Genomic DNA, 14,666 nt, shown 5'->3' on the forward strand with positions numbered 1-14,666 from the left:
CGCGACCGGTTCGACGCGCTCTGCGCGCAAGGTGTTCATCCGTTTCAGGAACGGGCGGCGAGCAGCTCCCGCAGTGTGTCGAGCAGCTCGTCGGTCGACACCCCGCCGGTGAGCGGCGCGCCGGTCAGGGTGCGCAGGTAGAGGCCGTCCCCGACGAGCTGCACCAGCCAGGCCACGACCGGGTCGTGGATCTCCTCGCCGAGTGCGGCGAGCCCGTCGGCGTCGACGTCGGCCAGCGCGCTCCGGGCGGCCTCCCCGGAGGTGGTGCCGTCGGCGATGCGCAGGGTGGCGAGGTAGGTGCGGGTCAGCCCGACCGGCGAGGTGTTGCCCGGCATCGAGGTGCGCAGGTAGTAGGCCACGGTGCCCGCCGTGTCCGAGCGCATCAGCTCGGCGTCCCGGGCGCTGCGTTCGCGCAGCCGCTCCAGCAGGCCGCCGACCAGCGACTCCTTGGAGTTGAAGTGGTAGAGCAGCCCGCCCTTGGACACCTCGGCGGCCGCCGCCACCGCGTCGAGGGTGGCGCCACCGGGCCCCTGCTCGATCAGCAGCGTCTCGTACGCGTCGAGGACCCGGTCGCGGGCCGAGCCCGGTCCCCGTGTCCCCGCGTTCCGTCGTTCGGAGTGGGACGCCATGGGCGAAGCCTAGTGCCCGTGCCCCGCCTCACAGTCCCGGCCGGGAATGGACTGTACCGTCTGGACGGTATAAAGATGTACCGTCCGGACGGTAAAGCTGCGTCCGGATACGGGCACCACGGGACGACGAGCACGAGGGAGAACGGCGATGTCACGGCCGGAGGTCGGCGCAGGGGGCGCGGCGATGGACAGGGGCGGGCCGGACGTGGCGCCGCGGCCCGGGCCGCGCGCCTGGCTCGCGCTCGCGGTGCTCGCCATCCCCACGCTGCTGGTGTCGATCGACAACACGGTGCTCGGCGTGGCGCTGCCGGAGCTCTCGGCCGCGCTCCGCCCGGACGCGGCGACGTTGCTGTGGGTCGTCGACATCTACCCGCTGGTGCTCGCCGGGCTGCTGGTCACCATGGGCACCCTCGGCGACCGGATCGGCCGCCGCAGACTGCTGATGATCGGTGTCGCCGGCTTCGGTGCGGTCTCGCTGCTCGCCGCGTTCGCCACCTCGGCCGCCCAGCTCGTCGCGGCGCGCGCCCTGCTCGGCGTGTTCGGCGCGATGCTGATGCCCTCCACGCTGGCCCTGCTGCGATCGGTGTTCCTCGACCGGACCCACCGCCGGCTCGCGCTGGCGATCTGGGCGACCGGGTTCGCCGCGGGCGCGGCGCTCGGCCCGATCGTCGGCGGGCTGCTGCTCGAGCACTTCTGGTGGGGCTCGATCTTCGTGATGAGCGTGCCGCCGATGGCGCTGCTGCTCGTCGTCGCGCCGCTGGTGGTGCCCGAGTCGCGGGAGACCGAGCCGGGCCGGCTCGACCTGGTCGGCGTGGTGCTGTCGCTGCTGACGATGGGACCGCTGGTCCTGGCCCTCAAGCTGGCCGGGTCCGCGGGCGGGGTGACCCCCGCCGTCGTCGCGTCGGTGCTGGTGGGTGTCGGCTCCGGGGCCGCGTTCGTCGCCCACTACCGGCGACGCGTGCGGCGCGGCCTGGACCCGCTGATCGACCTGGAGCTGTTCGCCCGCCCCGTGCTCCGGCACAGCGCGCTGGCCAACGCCACCACCATGTTCGGGCTCACCGGGCTGCTGTTCTTCTCCGCGCAGTACCTCCAGCTGGTCGTCGGGTACTCGCCGCTGCAGGCGGGCCTGCTCCTGCTGCCGGGCTTCGTCGTGACGGTCGTGGCCGGTCTCGCCGCCGCGCGGCTGGCCCGCCGGTTCGCGCTGCACCAGCTCGTCGCGACCGGGCTCGCGCTCGTCCTGACCGGCTACGTGGTCTGCCTGTTCCTGCAGGTGGACTCGGCCGTCGTGCTGCTGATGACGGCCGCGGTGCTGATCGGCGCGGGTATCGGGCTGTCCGAGACCGTCACCAACGACGCGATCCTCGCCGCCGCCCCGCCGGAGAAGGCCGGCGCCGCGGCCGCGGTCTCCGAGACCGCCTACGAGGTCGGTGCGGTGCTCGGCACCGCGCTGGTCGGCGGGGTGCTGTCCGCGGTGTACCGGGCGGGTGTCGTGCTCCCCGACGGGACGCCGTCCTCGGCCGGGGAGACCCTCGGCGGGGCGGCGGACGTCGCGACGACGATGCCCGCCGACACCGCGGCGGCCCTGCTGGCCTCCGCGCGGGCCGCGTTCGTGCACGGGGTGGACGTCGCGTCCGGGGTGGCGGCGGTCGCCGTCGCGATGGTGCTGGTGGCCGCCGGGCTCGGCCTGCGCCGCGCGCACCGGGACGTCCTGGCGGCCGGCGCCTCCGCAGTGGACGCCGACGCCGGACACGCGGTCGCCCGCCGCTGACCGCTCGTCGCGGGGTGTGAGCACCGAGTGACCACCCGTGACGGTCACGGGTGACCGTCCGGCCGCCCGGACGGGTGGTTCCGGCGACGCGCGGCCCCGTCGGACGCTCGTTCGGCGGATCCGGTGTGCCCCGGCTGGTTCACTACGGCTCGTCCGCGGCGACCGGTGCCGGTCGCCGGTGCCGACTCCACACGGGAGACAGCCGTGCCGTACGAGGTGGTCAGCGCCTACACCCTGGTGCTCGGGGAGCACCCCGGTGACTCCGTGGACCGCGCCGGGGATCCCGGCACCGAGGACCACGACGTCGTCCCGGGCCGCCCGGAGGTCTCGGTCCACACCACCGCCGAGGACGCCTGGCGCGCGCTCGACGCCGGCGTCCGTGAGCGCTGCGGGATGCGACCCCGGCCGCGCCGGCGGATCGACCCGGACGCCGTCGTCCGGCTCGCCGACGCCTGGCGGGCCGGTGACCCCGGCACGCGCTACTGGCAGGTGACCGCGCACCGGCTGCCGATCATGGTTCCGGAGCTGGCGCGCGCCGTCGCCGCCGTGCGCTGACCGCTTCCGTTCCTGAAAGCCCTAAGTGGGCTCCGAGAATGCGTTGAAACGGTCGCTTCCGGCCTGCGGGTGAATTTCCGCGACGCTTCTCCCGGAATGTGCGTGCCGATGTCACGGATCGTCGCCGAATCGGTCACCGGGAACAGGTTGCGTTCGTGTGACATGCCTGTCACCTGGGCGGACATCGCCGTCGTCCGTCGGCTACTGGATCGATTTACATGATCGGTGCTGTGCCTGACCTCTCAACTCCACCCATGGGTGGCGCACTATTTCGCAGGTAGCCTCGGAAACCACCTTTTCCCGTCTGGGCCCGTCACCGACTCCGGTCGCGGGCCCGTCGTAGTTCCCCCGGTGACGGGCCGGGGCCGGCGAGGAGAACAGGACGACATGACTGCAGCGACCGTTCCGGGCACCGACAAGGCACCGACCACCAACCAGGGCGTCGCGGCCTGGGTCCAGGAGATCGCCGAGCTGACCGCCCCGGACCGCGTCGTGTGGTGCGACGGTTCGGACGAGGAGTGGACCCGGCTCACCGACCAGCTGGTCGAGCAGGGCACCATCGTGCGGCTCGACCCGGAGAAGAAGCCGAACTCCTTCTACGCCGCCTCCGACGCCGGCGACGTCGCCCGCGTCGAGGAGCGGACCTTCATCTGTACCGAGACCGAGCGCGGTGCCGGGCCGACCAACAACTGGGTCGCGCCCGCCGAGATGAAGCGGACGATGACCGAGCTGTACCGCGGCAGCATGAAGGGCCGGACCCTCTACGTGGTCCCGTTCTGCATGGGCCCGACCGACGCCGAGGACCCGAAGCTGGGCGTCGAGATCACCGACTCCGAGTACGTCGTGATCTCCATGAAGATCATGACCCGGATGGGTGCGCACATCCTGCCGCTGCTCGACGAGGCCGGTGACCGCTGGGTCAAGGCCCTGCACTCGATCGGCGCCCCCCTGGCCGAGGGGCAGGCGGACGTCCCGTGGCCGCACAACGAGGACAAGTACATCAGCCACTTCCCGGAGACCCGGGAGATCTGGAGCTACGGCTCCGGCTACGGCGGCAACGCCCTGCTGGGCAAGAAGTGCTACGCGCTGCGCATCGCCTCGGCCATGGCGCACGACGAGGGCTGGCTCGCCGAGCACATGCTGATCCTCAAGCTGATCAGCCCGGAGGAGAAGGCCTACTACGTCGCCGCCGCCTTCCCGAGCGCCTGCGGCAAGACGAACCTCGCGATGCTGCAGCCGACCGTGCCCGGCTGGCGCGCCGAGACCGTCGGCGACGACATCGCCTGGATGAAGTTCGGCGAGGACGGCCGGCTCTACGCCACCAACCCCGAGTTCGGGTTCTTCGGCGTCGCGCCGGGCACCAACTGGAAGACCAACCCGAACGCCATGCGCACCATCGAGGCCGGGAACGCGCTGTTCACCAACGTCGCGCTGACCGACGACGGCGACGTGTGGTGGGAGGACCTCGAGGGCGACCCCCAGCACCTGACGGACTGGAAGGGCAACGACTGGACGCCCGACTCGGGCGTCAAGGCCGCACACCCCAACTCCCGTTACACCGTGCCGATCGACCAGTGCCCGGTCGTCGCGCCGGAGTGGAACGACCCCAAGGGCGTGCCGATCTCGGCGATCCTGTTCGGTGGCCGTCGCAAGACCACCGTCCCGCTGGTCACCGAGGCCCGCAGCTGGCAGCACGGCACCTTCATGGGCGCGACCATGTCCTCGGAGAAGACCGCGGCCGCGGCCGGCACGGTCGGTGAGGTCCGCCGCGACCCGATGGCGATGCTGCCGTTCCTCGGCTACAACGTCGGCGACTACTTCGCCCACTGGGTCGCCACCGGCAAGGGCGCGGACGCGGACAAGCTGCCGAAGATCTTCTACGTCAACTGGTTCCGCCGCGGCGAGGACGGTCGCTTCCTGTGGCCCGGATTCGGCGAGAACAGCCGCGTCCTGAAGTGGTGCATCGAGCGCCTGGAGGGCAAGGCCGCCGCCGTCGACACCCCCATCGGGTTCGTGCCGACCGCCGACCAGCTCGACCTCGACGGCGTCGACGCCGAGCGCTCCGACGTCGAGGCCTCGCTGGCCGTCGACGTCGAGGAGTGGAAGGCCGAGATCCCGCTGATCGAGGAGTGGTTCGCCACGATCGGCGAGGACAACCTCCCGACCTCGATCCGCGACGAGTTCGAGGCCCTGAAGCAGCGCCTCGGCGCCTGACCCACCGCGGCCCCGGCCGCGCGGGACCCACGGAGCCCCCGCACACCGCCCGGTGTGCGGGGGCTCCGTGCTGCGTGCCGACCACACCGGAGTCGTCCCGTCCGCCGCCCCCGCGGACGGGACCCGGGTCGAGACTCGGTAACGGCGGTCCCACGACCGGTGACAGCGAACGTTGCTCGACGTAACGTGCCCGACCGGGTCGACTCCACGACGGCGTCGGTCGCGCACGGTGCACGAGCAGGGGGCGGCATGGTCACGACGGAGCGACCGGGAGATCCACGGGGCGGGGGGACGGGCACGGCCCGTCGTCGTGACCCGAAGCAGATCGCGATCTGGGTCGCGGTGGCGGTGGTGGGGGCGATCGCCTGGTCGATCGTCGCGTTCACCCGCGGCGAGGAGATCTCCGCGGCCTGGCTGGTGTTCGCCGCGGTCGCCTCCTACGCGATCGCCTACCGCTTCTACTCCCGCTTCATCGCCCACCGCGCGCTGCGCGTGGACGACACCCGTGCCACCCCGGCCGAGCGCCTCGACGACGGGCAGGACTTCCAGCCCACCGACCGCCGGGTGCTGTTCGGCCACCACTTCGCGGCCATCGCCGGTGCGGGCCCGCTGGTCGGTCCGGTGCTCGCGGCGCAGATGGGCTACCTGCCCGGCACGATCTGGATCATCGTCGGCGTCGTGTTCGCGGGCGCGGTCCAGGACATGGTCACGCTGTTCTTCTCCACCCGTCGCAGCGGGCGCAGCCTCGGCCAGATGGCCCGCGAGGAGATCGGGCCGGTCGGCGGGACGGCGGCCATCGTCGCCGTCCTCGCGATCATGGTGATCCTGCTGGCGGTGCTGGCGCTGGTCGTCGTGCAGGCCCTGGCCGACTCGCCGTGGGGCACGTTCTCGCTCGCGATGACGATCCCGATCGCCCTGTTCATGGGCTTCTACCTGCGCTACCTGCGACCGGGAAAGATCATCGAGGTCTCGGTGGTCGGCGTCGCGCTGATGCTGCTGGCCATCGTCGGCGGCGGCTGGGTGCAGAACTCGTCCTGGGGCGAGGTCTTCCACCTGACCGCGAACCAGCTGACCCTCGCGCTGGTGGTCTACGGCTTCGCCGCCTCGGTGCTGCCGGTCTGGATGCTGCTCGCGCCGCGCGACTACCTGTCGTCGTTCATGAAGGTCGGCGTGGTCGTCCTGCTCGCGGCCTCGATCCTGCTGGCCTGGCCGTCGCTGCAGATGGACGCGCTGACCCGGTTCGCCTCCGACGGGCAGGGCCCGGTCGCGGCGGGCTCGCTGTTCCCGTTCGTCTTCATCACCATCGCCTGCGGTGCGCTGTCCGGGTTCCACGCCCTGGTCGCCTCGGGCACGACGCCGAAGCTGATCCAGAAGGAGTCCCAGATCCGGGTCATCGGCTACGGCGCGATGCTCACCGAGTCCTTCGTCGCGATCATGGCGCTGGCCGCGGCCTGCATCCTCGACCCCGGCCTCTACTTCGCGATGAACATGCCCGCGACGGTGCTCGGGCCGACCGTCGAGACCGCCTCCGCCGCGGTGCAGCAGATCGGGTTCACCATCTCCCCCGCCGACCTGACCGCGGCCGCGCAGGCCGTGGAGGAACAGACCCTGGTCGGTCGCTCCGGCGGGGCGCCGACGCTGGCCGTCGGGCTGTCGACGGTCTTCTCCCAGGTCTTCGGCGGCGACGCGATGCGGGCCTTCTGGTACCACTTCGCGATCATGTTCGAGGCGCTGTTCATCCTCACCACGGTGGACGCCGGCACCCGCGTCGGGCGCTTCATCCTGCAGGACACGGTCGGCAACGTCTGGCCGCGCTTCCGCGACACGGGCTGGCGCCCGGGGGCCTGGATCTGCAGCGCGGTCATCGTCGGGGCCTGGGGCTACCTGCTCTACGCCGGCGTCAACGACCCGCTGGGCGGGATCTACCAGCTCTTCCCGCTGTTCGGCATCGCGAACCAGCTGCTCGCGGCGGTCGCGCTGGCCGTCTGCACGACGCTGCTGATCCGCACCGGCCGGGCCCGCTACGCACCGATCACGCTCGTGCCGCTGGTGTTCGACGCCGTCGTCACGCTGACCGCGAGCTACCAGAAGATCTTCTCCGACAACCCCAAGCTCGGGTTCTGGGCCCAGCGTGACCAGTACCAGGCCGCGCTCGACGCCGGGAAGACCGGCCTGGGCACCGCCAAGACCGTCGAGGCGATGCAGAAGGTCGTCGTGAACACGACCGTCGACACCGTGCTCACCGCCCTGTTCGCGGTGCTCATCGTGATCGTGCTGGCCGACTCGGTCCGGGTGTGGGTCGCCGCGCTGCGCGGACGCCCGCTGCCCGGCGGCTCCGAGGACCCGTACGTCGAGTCCCGGATCCAGGCGCCGGCCGGACTCGTCGCCACCCGCGAGGAGCGCGAGCTCGCGCGGGCCGGGGGCTCCGGATGAGCCGGGTCCGGGCGTTCTGGACGTTCCTGCGCGAGCTCGCCGGGGAGCGCGACTACGAGCGGTACCTCGCCCATCGGGCGGCCCACCATCCGGGTGCCCCGGTGCTGGGCGAGCGCGAGTTCTGGCGGGAGCGGACCGACCGTCAGGACCGCGTCCCGTCCGCCCGCTGCTGCTGACCGGGTATTTCACTCCGATGGAGCAGTGCCCGGACGGGCTCGGTCACCCACTGTGGACGGCGGAGGGTGCTGAAGGGGGCGTCGTTGCACGGTATCGACGAGATCGGCCCAGCGTGGCGCCCCAGCAGGTAGCCTCGCGCGGGGAACCGGGGACGTCCGAGTGGACGAACCCGCACCCGCCGTGTGCCCCGAAAGGGACCCGGCTCCGTCGCTTGTCGTGACGGTGGCCGACCGGTCCCGGCCGGAAAGTCGCGGCGGAGGCGGAACACCGGGCCGTCCACGGCGATACACACCGTGAACGTCGTCCCCGGGGCGACGACACAGGTACGGCGGAGGTGTGAGGCGAGATGCTGGACGTCCGGGTGTCCGAGGACACGGACATCGACGCGCTCGTCGCGTTCGTCGAACGGCTGGCGTCGGCCGGCCGCGGCGGAGCGGCACCGCGGACGGCGGCGGCGCGGATCACCGGCGACGTGCGCGCCGGCCGGGTGCCCGCCGGTCTGCGGACCCTGTCGACCGCGCTGGGGGCCGCGGCCCCGCCGCGCCCCGAGGAGGACCCCGCCCACCCGTCGACGTTGCTCGGCGTGGTGGCCGAGGAGCCGCTCGTCGTGCTCTCCGACACCAGCCCCGGCGAGCTCGCCAGGGCGCTGGCCGAGCTGACCGGCTACGGCATGCGCGTCCTGCTGACCGGTGCGCCCGCCGAGCGCGTCGCCGCGGTGCACGACGCGCTGCCGGCGAGCGTCGCGGGCCGCGTCGCCACGTCGTTCCCGGAGCTGCCGGTCCCCGAGCTGCAGCGGCTGCGCCGCCTGCTCGCCCGGGTCGGCGCCGACCGCACCGCCCGGCGCGGCCAGCAGCTCCCCGACGCCGACGGCATGCCCGACCCGGCCGACGTCGCGGGCTGCTGCGAGCGGGCCGGACGGGTCGTGGCCGGGGCCGAGACCGGTGAGGCCCGGATCGTCCCCGGCCTGCTGCGCGACCTCGACGCCGACCGGCGCGGGGCCGTCACCCAGGTCGCCCGCTGCGTGCTGCGCTCGCTGGAGACCATCGCCGCGGCCCCGGACGCCGACCGGTTGCGCGAGGTCGTCGGCCGCCTGGTCCACCAGGGCCTGCGCGCCGAGTTCGAGGCGCTCCAGGGCCACTCCGCCCGCCAGCGCGACGACCGCGCCCGCTACGCCGCCGGCCCCGCGATCGAGATCGTGGAGCCGCTGCCCCAGGGCGGCGCCGACGTGATCCGCCGCTACCTGGACTTCCTCGACTCCGGCGGCCGGACCCGGTCCTACTTCCGCCCGCAGGAGCAGAAGGACGCCGAACCGTACCTGCGCCGCTTCCGTGTCGCCGGTGAGGCCCCGCAGAACCACGACCACGTGGTCGCGATCGTCCACCACCTCGACCTGACCCGCCGCGACGACGAGATCGCGCGGCTGTGCTCGGTGCTGGGGCTGCCGATCCCGCGGGACCCCTCCGAGCTGCCCGCGCTCACCGACACCCTGGACCGGGTGGCGGCGACCGCACGGTCGGTCGGCGCGCTCCGCCACGACGTGCTGTTCCTGCAGCAGGACTCCCCGGTCTCGGTGCCGGACCTGGCCGCCGCGGAGCGGGTCGCCCGCGCGATCGTCGACTACGACGAGCACGGCGACCCCGCCGAGGCGGCCGACGAGCTGGAGCGCCTGGCCGCCGCGTGCGCCGACCGGGTGCCCGACGGGGCACGCGCCCCGGAGCACGAGGCCGTCGTCGCGGCGCTGCGGGCGCACGACCCGCAGGCCTACACCGAGGCGTGCGAGGAGCTCGACCGCGCCCGGCGCGAGGTCGCCGACCGGGACGAGCTGGACCGGCTGCTCGGCGAGCTCGCCGGGACCCACCCGCAGCTCGCCGAGACCTGGGCGGCCGACGCCGGCCGCGGGGTCCCGGGCTTCGGCCTGGTCGTCTCCGAACCCGTCGACGACGTCCTCGGCACGCTGCCCCCGGCGGACACCGCCGACCTGGTGGTCGTGCTGGGAGCGGGTGCGATGCAGGCCGACGGGCTGCTGCTGAGCGCGGCGGCGCCGCGGATGCTCGCCGTCGTCGGGGACGAGCCGCGGGCCGCCTCGTCCGGGACGACCCTGCTCGAGGTGCTGAACCAGGCCTCGGCGCGGTTCCTGCGCGGCACCGGGGACCGCACCGCCGCCGTGCGGCCGGCCCCCGTGGTCCCGGTCGTCCCGCCGCTGTCGTCGGTGCCCGCCGCCCGTACGGCCGCGGAGGCACCGGAGGTCCCGGTCGCCGTCCCGGCGCAGGCCGGACCGGTCACCGCCCACGAGGCGGTCGAGACGCCGGTGCCCGCACCGCGCCCGGCCCCGCGCGGGTCGGACACGGCACCGCGCGACGACGAGCCGTCCCGCCCGTCGACGCCGTCGGCGATGGCCCCGGGCCCGCGCCCGGCCGTCACGGGCGGCCGGGAGGACTGAGCGTCAGCTGCTCGCGCGGATCCCGTCGGCGACCTGCGCGAGCAGCACGAACGGGTCGGTGTCCGGCGGCCCCGCCGGCTGCCAGCGCTGCCCCGAGCCGGGGTCGGCGACGCGGTACAGCGTCCAGCTGCCCGGCCCGGGGTCGTCGGCCCGCAGCTGCGCCAGCGCCGTCGACGACCACGCCGCACCCAGTTCCGGGAACGCGGGCGGCCGCCGGTCGAGGATCGTGACGGTGCTGCCGGCCGTGGTGTAGGCGATCCGGCGCCGGTCGCTCTCACCGTCGGGTACCTGCTCGGTGCACCAGGTCGCGAGCTGCGTGCGGACCTGCTCCGGGACTCCCATGGCGCGACATGGTCCCCGATCGGACCTCGCGCGGGGAAGGGCGGTCTCCGTCGGAGGTCGTAGGCCGCGGTGCCGACCTGTGCCCGATGTGCCGGGGGCCCGTCCCGGCGAGGCTCGACGGCATGATCACCGCACGCCGGACCGGCGGCCCGCCCCGCCGCGGCCCCGCCGCCATCGCCCTGCTCGTCGTGCTGGTCGCGGCCCTGGTCGGCGGCTGCGCGGCCCCGGCCGCGCCGGCCCCCGACCCGGCCCCGCGGGCGGCCGTCCCGACCGCCCCGCTCGGCCCGGCCGACGTCGGCGCCTGGCTGGACGGCCTCGTCCCCGCCGCACTCGACCGGACCGGCATCGCCGGGGCCGCGGTCACCGTCGTCCGCGACGGGCAGGTCCTCGCCACCCGCGGCTACGGCTCGGCCGGGCCGGGCAGGCCGGTCGACCCCGATCGGACGCTGTTCCGGGTCGGGTCGGTGTCGAAGGTGGCCACCGCGGTCGCCGTACTGCAGCTCGCCGACCGCGGCCTGGTCGACCTCGACGCCGACGTCCGCCGCTACCTCGACATCGACGTGCCGATGCCCCGGGGCCCGGTGACCCTGCGGAACCTGCTGAGCCACACCGCGGGCTTCGAGGAGCAGATCCGCGGCCTCATCCGCACCGCGCCGGGCGGCCCGTCGCTGCGGGAGTTTCTCGCCACCGACCCACCCGAGCAGGTCGGCACCCCCGGCACCGTGCCGTCGTACTCCAACTACGGCTACGGCCTGGCCGGGTACGTCGTCGAGCGGGTCACCGGGGAGCCCTTCGAGCGCTACGTGCAGCGCGAGGTGCTCGACCGTGCCGGCATGACGACCGCGACCTTCGACCAGCCGCTGCCCGCGGCCGCCGCCGGGGCGATGTCGGAGGGCTACACCAGCGTCGACGCCCCGCCGGCACCGTTCGAGTTCGTCAGCCCGGCCCCGGCCGGGTCGCTCAGCGCGTCGGCCACCGACATGGGCCGGTTCGCCTCGGCCCTGCTCGGCGCGCCCGGTTCGACCCCACTGCTCTCCCCCGCCGCGTGGGCGCTGATGCAGCGCCCGGCGCTGGGCCCGGACACCCTCGGCGCGCTCGCCGACGGCCCGCGGATGGCACCCGGCCTGTTCGACGAGAGCCGCAACGGCCACCTGATCCTCGGCCACGGCGGCGACACCCAGTGGTTCCACTCGCACCTGCAGCTGTACCCGGCCGAGCGGATCGGCGTGTTCGTCACGACGAACAGCAGCGGCCGCGGCGGCGCGGACACCCTGGAGCTGCGGCGCGCGGTGACCGAGGGGTTCACCGACCGCTACCTGCCCGGCACGGCGGGCCCGGCACCCGCCCCGGACGCCGGCACCCCGGCCCGGGCCGCCGCGATCGCGGGGACCTACGAGTCGGCGCGTCGGTCGGCGAGCACCTTCATGGGCGCGATGAACCTGATGGGGCAGATGCGGGTTGCGGCCCGCCCGGACGGCACGCTGCTGGTCTCCCCCGCCCCGAACGACGTCCGCCCGGCCGCCTACGCCGAGGTCCGGCCCGGTCTGTGGCGCGAGGTCGGCGGGCAGCGGCTGCTGACCGTGCGCACCGACGCCGACGGCCGGGTCACCGCGCTGGGCCACGACGCGGCGTTCACCGAGCTGCCGGTCGGCCCGCTGCGCGACGCGGCGCTGCTCGGCACGGTGCTGGCCGGCTCGGTCGTGGTGCTGCTCGGCGCGCTGGTCGCCCGGCCCGCGGGGGCGCTGTGGCGGCGCCGGTACGGCGTGGTCGTCGCGGCCCGGCCGCGGACCGACCGGGTCCTGCACGGCCTCACCCGGGCGGCGGCGGTGGCCGCGCTCGTCGCGCTCACGGGCTGGGTGGTCTCGGTGCTCACGATCGCGTCGCTGGTCGACGTGCCGCTCCCGGTGCTGCGCGGGCTCCAGGTGCTCCAGTGGATCGGGCTGGCGGGCGTGCCCGTGGCGGCGGCCGGGGTGGTCACCGCGCTGCGCTCCCGGGCCGGCGGGTGGCCGGTGATTGGCCGGGTGCTGCTGCTGGTCGCGCTGGCCGGCGTCGCGGTGGTGGCGGTCGTGGCGGGCCTGCTGCTGCCGAGCCTCACCTACTGAGCCCTACGATCACCCCACCCGAGGCCGGAGACCCCATGCACCCGCATCCCGAACCGCCGCCCCGCACGGGCGCGGACCGGCTCGACGCCCGGCTCACCGCGCTCGGCCTGGCCGGACCTCGACGCCGCGACGCCGCGCTGGCGGTGCTCGTCGCGGCCGGGACGCTCGCGGTGGTCACCCCGGTGGTGCTGGCACCGGGTCCGGCCGCGGAGCTGGGCCTGGCGCCGGGCACGGCGGCGCTGGCCCTGGGGGTGGTGACCGCGGCGAACCTGCTGCTGGCGCTGCGCCGCACCGCCCCGGCCGTCTGCCTGGCGCTGACGGTCGGGCTGGAGCTGGTGAACGTCGTCCTGCTGCCGGTGGGCGCGGCCCTGCGCGGCCCGGCGACGGCGGTCGCGGCCGGCACCTGCGGGTCCCGGCTCCCGACGCGACGGGCCGGTGGCCTGGTCGGCGCGGCGGCGGTCGTCGAGACCACCGTGGTGCTCACCGGGATCGCGGTGCGACCGGCCGACGGTGCGCTGCTCGGCGCGGCCGGGCTGGTCGTCGCCCAGGTGCTGTCGGCGGTCCTGGTCTACGGCGGCCCGCTGCTGCTGGGCGTGTACCTGCGGACCCGGCGTCGCTACGCCGAGCTCGACCGGGTGCACACCGCCGGTGTCGTCGCGGCGTACCGGGAACGGGCGGACGCCGCCGTCGCCCGGGAGCGGGCGCGGATGGCCCGCGAGCTGCACGACGTCGCCGCGCACCACCTGTCGGCGATGGTGGTGCAGGCCGCGGTGGTCGAGCGGCTGGTGGACCGGGACCCGGACGAGGCGCGCCGGACGGCGTCCCGGCTGCGGGAACAGGGTCGCCGAACCCTGCACGACCTGCGTCTGGTCGTCGGGGCGCTGCGGGAGCCGGGTGCGGGCGGTGCCGAGGCCGACGCCCCGGTCCCCGGCCTCGCCGAGCTCGACGGGCTCGTGGAACAGGCCCGGGAGCTGGGCGGGCGGGTCGAGCTGGTCCGGCGCGGGGACCCGGACGAGCCGTCCCCGGTCGCCGACGTCACCTGCTACCGGGTGGTGCAGGAGGCACTGGCCAACGCCCGTGAGCACGCCGCCGGCGCCCCGGTCCGGGTGACCGTGACCCACGCCGACGGCCGGGTCGCCGTCGAGGTGGTGAACGGGCCCGCGCGCGGCACCCCGCCGGAGTCCGGCAGCGCGCCGGGCACCCGTGGGTTCGGGCTGGCCGGGATGCGCGAGCGGGCGCAGCTGGTCGGGGGTGAGTTCGAGGCGGGCCGGACCGGGGACGACGGCTGGCGGGTCCGCCTGGTCGTCCCGCACGATCCCGGCCCCGAGACCGGAGGGGGACGCGCGTGATCAGGGTGGTGCTGGCCGACGACCAGGCCGTGGTCCGGGCCGGGTTCCGGATGTTCCTGGAGCTGGCCGGTGACGTCGAGGTCGTCGGCGAGGCGTCGAGCGGGCCGGAGGCCGTCGCGCTGGTGCGCGCACACCGGCCCGACGTCGTCTGCATGGATGTCCGGATGCCCGGCGGCAACGGCCTCGTCGCGACCCGGGAGATCACCGGCCTCGACGACCCGGTCCCGGCGGTCCTCGTCGTCACCACCTTCGACCTCGACGACTACGTGTTCGGCGCGCTGGAGGCGGGTGCGAGCGGGTTCGTCCTGAAGGACACCCACCCCGACGAGCTCGTCGACGCCGTCCGCCGCCTCGCCCGCGGTGACGGGCTGATCGACCAGACCGTCACCCGCCGGGTGATCGCCGAGTTCGCACGTCGCCGCCCGGCCCCGGACGCCGCGCCCGACGGCGGGGTCGCCCCGCTGACCCCGCGCGAGACCGAGATCGTGCGGATGCTGGCCCGCGGGCTGTCCAACGCCGAGATCGCCGACGAGCTGGTCGTCGAGACGTCCACGGTGAAGTCGCACCTGGGGCGGGCGATGGCGAAGATCGGGACCCGGGACCGGCTGCAGACCGTGGTGTGGGCCTACCGGACCGGCGTCGCCGCTCCCGGCTGAC

General features: G+C 74.7%; 11 protein-coding genes. 9 read left to right on the plus strand and 2 right to left on the minus strand.

Annotated elements, in window-relative coordinates; translation table 11 throughout:
• Positions 1 to 44: 44 nt before the first annotated feature.
• A complete protein-coding gene (locus KPF22_RS02235; RefSeq protein ID WP_073576103.1) occupies positions 45 to 629 on the minus strand; it encodes a TetR/AcrR family transcriptional regulator in 585 nt (194 codons plus the stop codon).
• A gap of 148 nt (positions 630 to 777) precedes the next feature.
• On the opposite strand from KPF22_RS02235, the gene KPF22_RS02240 reads away from it, so the two are divergent.
• The 6 genes from KPF22_RS02240 (at position 778) to KPF22_RS02265 (ending at position 10,216) form a co-directional block, all read left to right on the plus strand.
• The gene (locus KPF22_RS02240) at positions 778 to 2,397 is read left to right on the plus strand and encodes an MFS transporter (RefSeq protein WP_224401064.1); all 1,620 of its coding nucleotides are present in this window, start codon (positions 778 to 780) and stop codon (positions 2,395 to 2,397) included.
• A gap of 204 nt (positions 2,398 to 2,601) precedes the next feature.
• Positions 2,602 to 2,952, plus strand: coding sequence for a hypothetical protein (locus tag KPF22_RS02245; RefSeq protein WP_208822749.1), 351 nt, complete (start codon positions 2,602 to 2,604; stop codon positions 2,950 to 2,952).
• A 387-nt stretch (positions 2,953 to 3,339) separates the two neighbouring features.
• Positions 3,340 to 5,166: a phosphoenolpyruvate carboxykinase (GTP) gene (locus KPF22_RS02250; RefSeq protein ID WP_208822751.1), complete on the plus strand. Its 1,827-nt coding sequence runs from the start codon at positions 3,340 to 3,342 to the stop codon at positions 5,164 to 5,166.
• 249 nt (positions 5,167 to 5,415) lie between these two features.
• Positions 5,416 to 7,599, plus strand: coding sequence for a carbon starvation CstA family protein (locus tag KPF22_RS02255; protein WP_224401065.1), 2,184 nt, complete (start codon positions 5,416 to 5,418; stop codon positions 7,597 to 7,599).
• The gene (locus KPF22_RS02260) at positions 7,596 to 7,775 is read left to right on the plus strand and encodes a YbdD/YjiX family protein (protein ID WP_073576102.1); all 180 of its coding nucleotides are present in this window, start codon (positions 7,596 to 7,598) and stop codon (positions 7,773 to 7,775) included. Before KPF22_RS02255 ends, KPF22_RS02260 begins: the two co-directional genes overlap by 4 nt.
• 347 nt (positions 7,776 to 8,122) lie before the next feature.
• Entirely contained in the window at positions 8,123 to 10,216 is a 2,094-nt protein-coding gene (locus KPF22_RS02265; protein ID WP_208822753.1) for a hypothetical protein, read from the plus strand.
• A 3-nt stretch (positions 10,217 to 10,219) separates the two neighbouring features.
• Here the strand turns inward: KPF22_RS02265 and KPF22_RS02270 are convergent, their stop codons facing one another.
• On the minus strand, positions 10,220 to 10,558 hold the full coding sequence (locus KPF22_RS02270; RefSeq protein ID WP_208822755.1) for a hypothetical protein: 339 nt from the start codon (positions 10,556 to 10,558) through the stop codon (positions 10,220 to 10,222).
• Between the two features lie 122 nt (positions 10,559 to 10,680).
• On the opposite strand from KPF22_RS02270, the gene KPF22_RS02275 reads away from it, so the two are divergent.
• Genes KPF22_RS02275 through KPF22_RS02285 form a run of 3 tightly spaced genes read left to right on the plus strand, consistent with a single transcriptional unit; the run spans position 10,681 to position 14,665 of the window.
• Positions 10,681 to 12,660, plus strand: coding sequence for a serine hydrolase domain-containing protein (locus tag KPF22_RS02275; protein ID WP_208822757.1), 1,980 nt, complete (start codon positions 10,681 to 10,683; stop codon positions 12,658 to 12,660).
• Between the two features lie 35 nt (positions 12,661 to 12,695).
• Positions 12,696 to 14,009, plus strand: a complete 1,314-nt coding sequence (locus tag KPF22_RS02280) for a sensor histidine kinase (RefSeq protein WP_208822759.1) — start codon at positions 12,696 to 12,698, stop codon at positions 14,007 to 14,009.
• Positions 14,006 to 14,665: a response regulator transcription factor gene (locus KPF22_RS02285; RefSeq protein WP_224401066.1), complete on the plus strand. Its 660-nt coding sequence runs from the start codon at positions 14,006 to 14,008 to the stop codon at positions 14,663 to 14,665. The genes KPF22_RS02280 and KPF22_RS02285 overlap by 4 nt, the downstream gene beginning before the upstream one ends.
• Position 14,666 lies beyond the last annotated feature (1 nt).

It is taken from the genome of Pseudonocardia sp. ICBG1034 (assembly GCF_020131375.1).
Lineage (GTDB): Bacteria > Actinomycetota > Actinomycetes > Mycobacteriales > Pseudonocardiaceae > Pseudonocardia > Pseudonocardia alni.